Genomic DNA, 6,339 nt, shown 5'->3' on the forward strand with positions numbered 1-6,339 from the left:
TTTAGAAAAAAGCGTCAGAATTTTATGATTTTTTAGAGGATAACTCATATGCAATTTAGAGATAAAACACTTGGGCAACTCGCATTATCTATTCCTAGAGCCTCATCGTTGTTCCGTCAATATAATATGGATTACTGCTGCGGTGGAAAACAAACACTCAGCCGAAGTGCAGAAAAATTAAACTTAGACATTGACCAGCTAGAAAGTCAATTACTTGAGTTATCAACAGAAACCTTAGAGAAAGATTGGCGAGAAGCGCCACTCAGTGACATTATTGATTTCATTATTGTTCGTTATCATGATAGGCACAGAGAGCAATTACCTGAACTTATTCTACAAGCACAAAAGGTTGAACGAGTTCATGCAAACAAACCAACCGTACCAACAGGGCTATCAAAATACTTAGAAGCATTACTGGAAGAATTGACTAGCCATATGATGAAAGAAGAACGTGTTTTGTTTCCTATGATAAAAAACGGAATGGGCAAAAACGCAGCCGGCCCAATCAGCGTTATGGAACAAGAACACGATGATGCAGGTGATATATTAGAGGCAATTAAAGGTATTACCAATAATGTTACACCGCCACCAGAAGCCTGCACCACCTGGCGTGTACTATATAATGGTATCAATGAATTGATTGATGATTTGATGAATCACATTAACCTAGAAAATAATTTATTATTCCCAAGAGCACTCGCTGGCAAATAAATAAACAAGGGGCTATCTATATAATAGACAGCCCCTTGTTTTAAACATTTTTAATAGATACTAAAAATACCTATTTGTACTGTTGTTTAATTTCTTGTGCCGTGGTTAGTCCACGTTTTGCTTCTTTTTCTGCAATTTCAACGGATAGCCCGATATAAGATCTCGGGTCAAGCATTGCCTTAATTTCTTCATGGCTGAATGCCGCTGATATCACACTGTTTTTGGTTAAATTAGTATAGAAATCTTCCCCATCCGCAGCCGTTTTAATGGCTTCTTCATACAGGAGGGAATGCGCTTTATCTTTACCCAATTTTTCCGCCATCTTCATCATGACATACTCGGTATTATCTAACCCTTTGTTTCTCAATACATTATGAAGCATTCTCTCTTCATGTGGCACAATCGTCCTCGAAAGCTCCTCGGTTCTTAATAAAATTTCCGTGGTCAATTCCAAAGCTTCTTCGATTAACCCATCAAATAACATATAAGAACTACTATCACCTTCATAAGGCCTTACAGCGGAATACATACCAACACTCGGTAAGGAATATAATTTCTGCGAGTTAGCAATAATTCCTTTAGCCAATTTTGGATTTATTTTATGGGGCATAGTGCTACTACCCACAGTTCCTTTGGTAAATCCTTCAGAGACCTCTGCAATTTCTTCTAACGTTGTGCTATAGACTTCTTCACCAATTTTATGACAAATATTCGCCATCAACGCTAAATTTGCCATATATTCAAGCTTATGTGTGCTCAAGTTTCTGGATGGCACTTCCATGGCTTCCATCCCAACCAGTTCAGCGACACGTTTTTGTACTGCCATACCAACACCAGGCATTGAGTTAAATGCACCAACTGCACCACCCATCATGATAGTGAAAACGCGTTTTTCACACTCTTTCATGCGTTGATAGCAATCAATGAAATCGCTGATCCACACCGAAACTTTATAGCCGTAGGTGATAGGGATGGCATGACGTCCATGAGTTCTTCCCGGCATCACCATATGTTTAGTTCTTTCGGCTAAACCTGCTAAGTTTTCGATGATTTCACCCAGTAACAACATAAATTTATGGTGTACAGTTTTCATCATATAGAGCTGTGAACTTTGCTGAATATTTTGCGTGGTAATTCCATAATGGATATATTTACCGCTTTCTTCAGAACACGCATTCACTAAAACTTTCAAGAAAGGTACAAAGCCATGGCCTATTTTTTGGTAAATACGGCTCATTTCTTCAAAATCGATATTTTCGATTACGGCCTTTTCTTTAATTTCATCTGCCGCTGATTGAGGAATAAATCCCAGTTCCGCTTGAGCTTGAGCCAACATGGATTCAAACATTAACCAAGTAGAATATTTTGCCTCATCAGACAATAAGTTTTTAATTCCACGGTCATCAATAGTTTTACTTTTAGAATCGTATAATGCTCTCATTTCGTATCCCTTCTTTATTTCTTCATAGCTTCATCAACAGCATTGCGAACGAACTCAACCTTCGGTCCATATACAACATGGACGTGGTTTGCCGATGGAAAGAAGAATGCGGTACATCCTGATTCCAACATTAAATCTTTATCAATTTGGTTCACTTCTCCGACATCAATACGCATACGGGTAATACAGTTATCTACGTTACGAATGTTTTGTTTGCCGCCTAACGCTTGGACTAAAATTTCTGCGATTTCACCATAACGTTTTTCTTTAATTAAGGTATTTTTCAGATTGCTCGATTCTTCGCGACCTGGTGTTTTTATATCAAACTTAATAATGGCCCAGTAGAAAATAAAGTAAGTGACGACAGCTAAACAGCTACCGATAATAACCAAGAAGATCCAGTTAGTATTTTCGTACAGTAAACCAAAAATAGTGAAATCAAATACGGTTCCACGAATATAACCAATACCGACCTCAGCTAAAGAAAGTAATACCGCACCGATACCAACAATAATGGCGTAAATTAAGTACAGTAATGGCGCAATAAATACGAAGGTAAACTCGAGTGGCTCCGTGACGTTACCAAGCATGGCTGTTAATACCATGGTAACCAGCATGGATTTCACTTCTGCGCGGTTTTCTTTCTTCGATGTTTTATAAATAGCAAGGGCAATTGCAGGGAATAGGAATAGTGTGACTAACATTTGTTGCTGTGCCATAAAGCGAGTCAAACTTGGCATCATCGCCCAATATTCACTATCCGGGCCTTGGTTAAATAGCACCTCAGTTAATGCAGGAACAACACCAACAAAGGTTTGTCCGTCAATAACATAAGTACCACCCGCTTCAGTAAATCTAAATAAAACGTTCCATACATGGTGTAAACCAAATGGAATAAATAAACGTTCACCACCTGCGGTAAAAAATGGCCCTACAGGACTTAAAAATACTGAAGAGAGTTTCATTAAACCTTGGACCAATACTTCCCAAATAAATGGTAATAACGCCCCCACCCCAATCATTAATCCTATCATTATAATAGAAACGGATTTTTTTCCAGAAAAGAAAGCAAATGCGGTAGGTAGTTCAAGGTTATAAAATTTATCCGTCGCCCAGGCCGCAATCAAACCGGTAATAATTCCCCCTGCGGCACTGATGTTTAAGGTTTGTATACCAAGAACTTTAATTTGCCCCACTTGGCCCATCATTGCAGGGTCTGCAAGCTTACCAGTAAGCACTAACCAAATGTTCATGGTGATGATCAGCGATAAATAGCCGACAACCGACGCGAAGACGGCAATCCCCTTATCTCGATGACTCATACCATAGGCCACCCCCATTGCAAACAGCAAGGGAATATTATCGAAAATTACACCTGCAATTGAACGAATGCTGACAAGTAATGCGTTAACCGTTTCATTACCGAGAAAAGGAAAACGTGCAATCATATAAGTTTGCACTAACGCACCACTGATACCCAATATCATACCTATCGGTGCTAATACACCGATAGGAAGGAGTAATGTTCTCCCAAAGCGTTGAATTGATTCACCAAACTTTCTTCTGGCCATACTATTTCCTTATGACTTCTATTATTAGAATTAAGGGCATACTAGCTTGGGGGTTTTATAAAAGAAATGATGTCGCGGTTTTAAAAATTATCTTAGGTCAGAAATTATGACCTAAGTCATTTCTTATAGCGCATTAATGAATGAATCTAACAATAAAAATAGATCAAATAATAAAACAATAATTTATTGTAGATTTTCTAATTCATTGATAAGTAAATCAACTAATATAAAAAATCCGATTCTGGATTTTGTATCATCCCGTTTGGTATCAAAATTATCAGCAAAACAAAACAGAGTATTATCTGTATAACTGGTTAATTCATTAGTATTAAACGCAGTCATACTAATGATATTTGCCCCTTTTAATTGCACAATTTTTGCTGTTTCAATGATTTTTTTAGTACCGCCAGACAGTGAGATAAAAATGACAGTATCATCTTTGCTAACTAGCCGTGTGAAGGAATCAGATAAGTTATAGTCATTAATGAAAAAGCAATGCAGGCCTAATGCAAATAACAAATGCTCAAGGTAATAACCAACCGCTTTACTCGTTCCTCTTGCCACAATAAAAATATTTCTCGATTTATGCAATATTTTAGCGCAATCATTAATTTGCGCTTCATTAATTAATGTAAAACTTTTATTAATGTTTTTTTCGAGCTGTTTTTTATATGATGAGGGAAGTGTTTTTTCGGTTTTATTTTTCGTTAAAATATAATTATTAATCTGAAATTTAAGCTCTTTAAAGCCACTAAAGCCTAGCTTTTGAGATAAGTTAATGATAACTGTTTTAGACACGAAGGTTTTAGCAACGAGTTCATTAATATTTAAGTAGGGGATATCCGCAATATTATCGGTCAGGTATTTTAAGACTTTTTTTTCACTAATAGTTAAATTGTCGTAGTTTTTTAAAAAATCTAACATATCCCCTCCAATGAACTTACCCAGCCTATAAACGATTATTTTTTATGATAATAAAGTTAATACAGCCATTCAATTGGTTGATTATACGTCAAATTATTATTCTGCGCTGAGTTTAAGAAGAAATTTTGTGAAATGCTAAAGATACTTATCACGAAAGGTGACTTCGATGAGATCTGCGCTCATCCACTTTAAGTGAGTGAGCGCTTGTATATTGCCGCGATAGATGCCTGCTTTGATTGTTTCAAAATGGTCGTTGTGACCGTTTTATGAAGGGTCGAAACGGAACCGAGTCATCCCCTAGCGCCCTGTAGAAACCTCGTAATTGTTCGAGCCTTGGCGCTCCATCATCGGCAGTGAGGAATAGGCTTGGGTAAAGACCGTTTGTTTGCCATCTTCTTCTTCCACCGTCACTTCCATGTCCCCCGCCAACCCGCTGGCAGGGATATCACGAATAATAAAACGGCCCGGTGCTACGAACGTTTGGTAAACCACGCTGCCATTTTGGCGCACGGTGACAGTGGCATTGGTGTTAGCAAACCCTTCCACCACAGGGGCAAACCCTTGCATACTGCTGGGGTCGAGTTGAGGGTTGGATTTCAGCGTTGCCCCTTTCATGGGAATGGAGTCAAAAATATTGCCTCCCGTTGAAATCTCACCGGCACGCAAGGTGGATTTAATCGCGTTAATGCTGCGATAAACATAAGTATTGGTGAAGTTGGAATCACTGTTGCTTGAGTTTCCGCTACTTTTACTGTAGTTGTACAGGTAGCTGGTTCTCAGGCGCCATGCACCGACGTTGATCCCCGCGTTTAAGTTAGCGAATAGGGAATCACTGGTACTGGATTGTTGGTGATGTTGAGCTAACTGACGGTTATTACTGTAGTTAAAGACGTAGTCCATCACTAATGCGGTCACGCCGTCATCACGCAATTCTGGTGGCACATAACCCGCGAAATTAGGCACAATGGCAATTTGTGGCACGGATAAATTCACAGTCAATGTTTGGGCATCGAACGTGGTAGTTGCATCAGCAATATAGTCAGACAGTTTTTCTATCTTAGCCTCTTCGCCAAGATCTCTTAATTTAGGTAATGCAGAGGTATTCACCCCCAGTTTTTTTAGCTCACCTACGGTAAATACAGGGATAATTTGGCCATCGGGCTGTTTATCAAATGCAATATTGAATTCCCCAGAAGGGATCAAATTGACATTGACCATGACATCGTATTCGCCGGGGGTTAAGGTGTTGCTACTGGCGAAGTCATTTAAATCGAGTAGAGAAACATCAATCCCGCTCCCATGCATTAATAAGCCAGGGTCAAAATATGATTCGGCATGCGAGAAAGAGGGTGCCATTGCATAGCAGCAAAGAAAAATCTCTAATGCAATTATATTTAATTTCATCCCTTTCACTGCATCACCTTTTGTTATTTATTGTTGTGAGTTATTTTTCAACCGGAATATATTTTATTAACGCAGTAGCCCAATGTTAGTAGTTGAAGAGGAGTTAATATTATTTTAACTTTGTCATTTCTATTAAAATAATTTGGCTCATTTAAAATAATCAAATATCAAAAAACGATATAATTATTTATCTATATAGGTTATTTTTGAACAAAGTGAATTATTTAACTTTTCATTTGTTATCGCTTTATAATCATTATTAATCGGCGTAATAGCCAATCGTTAAAG

5 protein-coding genes are annotated in these 6,339 nt (G+C 38.1%); 1 reads left to right on the plus strand and 4 read right to left on the minus strand.

The features are described from left to right. The first annotated feature begins 48 nt into the window (after positions 1 to 48). Positions 49 to 711 carry an iron-sulfur cluster repair protein YtfE gene (ytfE, locus tag PSF67_RS07375; RefSeq protein WP_102138741.1) on the plus strand — a complete coding sequence of 221 codons (663 nt, stop codon included), beginning with the start codon at positions 49 to 51 and terminating at the stop codon, positions 709 to 711. Between the two features lie 70 nt (positions 712 to 781). On the opposite strand, the gene PSF67_RS07380 is transcribed toward ytfE, so the two are convergent. From PSF67_RS07380 to PSF67_RS07395, 4 genes are all read right to left on the minus strand, one after another. Continuing rightward, the gene (locus PSF67_RS07380) at positions 782 to 2,152 is read right to left on the minus strand and encodes a class-II fumarase/aspartase family protein (RefSeq protein ID WP_102138740.1); all 1,371 of its coding nucleotides are present in this window, start codon (positions 2,150 to 2,152) and stop codon (positions 782 to 784) included. 14 nt (positions 2,153 to 2,166) lie between these two features. Beyond that, positions 2,167 to 3,723, minus strand: coding sequence for a PTS transporter subunit EIIC (locus PSF67_RS07385; protein ID WP_102138739.1), 1,557 nt, complete (start codon positions 3,721 to 3,723; stop codon positions 2,167 to 2,169). Positions 3,724 to 3,906: 183 nt separating this feature from the next. Then, the gene (locus PSF67_RS07390; RefSeq protein WP_272676707.1) at positions 3,907 to 4,647 is read right to left on the minus strand and encodes a MurR/RpiR family transcriptional regulator; all 741 of its coding nucleotides are present in this window, start codon (positions 4,645 to 4,647) and stop codon (positions 3,907 to 3,909) included. A 297-nt stretch (positions 4,648 to 4,944) separates the two neighbouring features. Continuing rightward, positions 4,945 to 6,051 (minus strand): fimbria/pilus outer membrane usher protein, encoded by a 1,107-nt coding sequence (locus PSF67_RS07395; protein WP_272676708.1) that lies wholly within the window; start codon positions 6,049 to 6,051, stop codon positions 4,945 to 4,947. Positions 6,052 to 6,339 lie beyond the last annotated feature (288 nt).

The sequence above is a fragment of the Providencia sp. PROV076 genome (genome assembly GCF_028483405.1).
Lineage (GTDB): Bacteria > Pseudomonadota > Gammaproteobacteria > Enterobacterales > Enterobacteriaceae > Providencia > Providencia huaxiensis.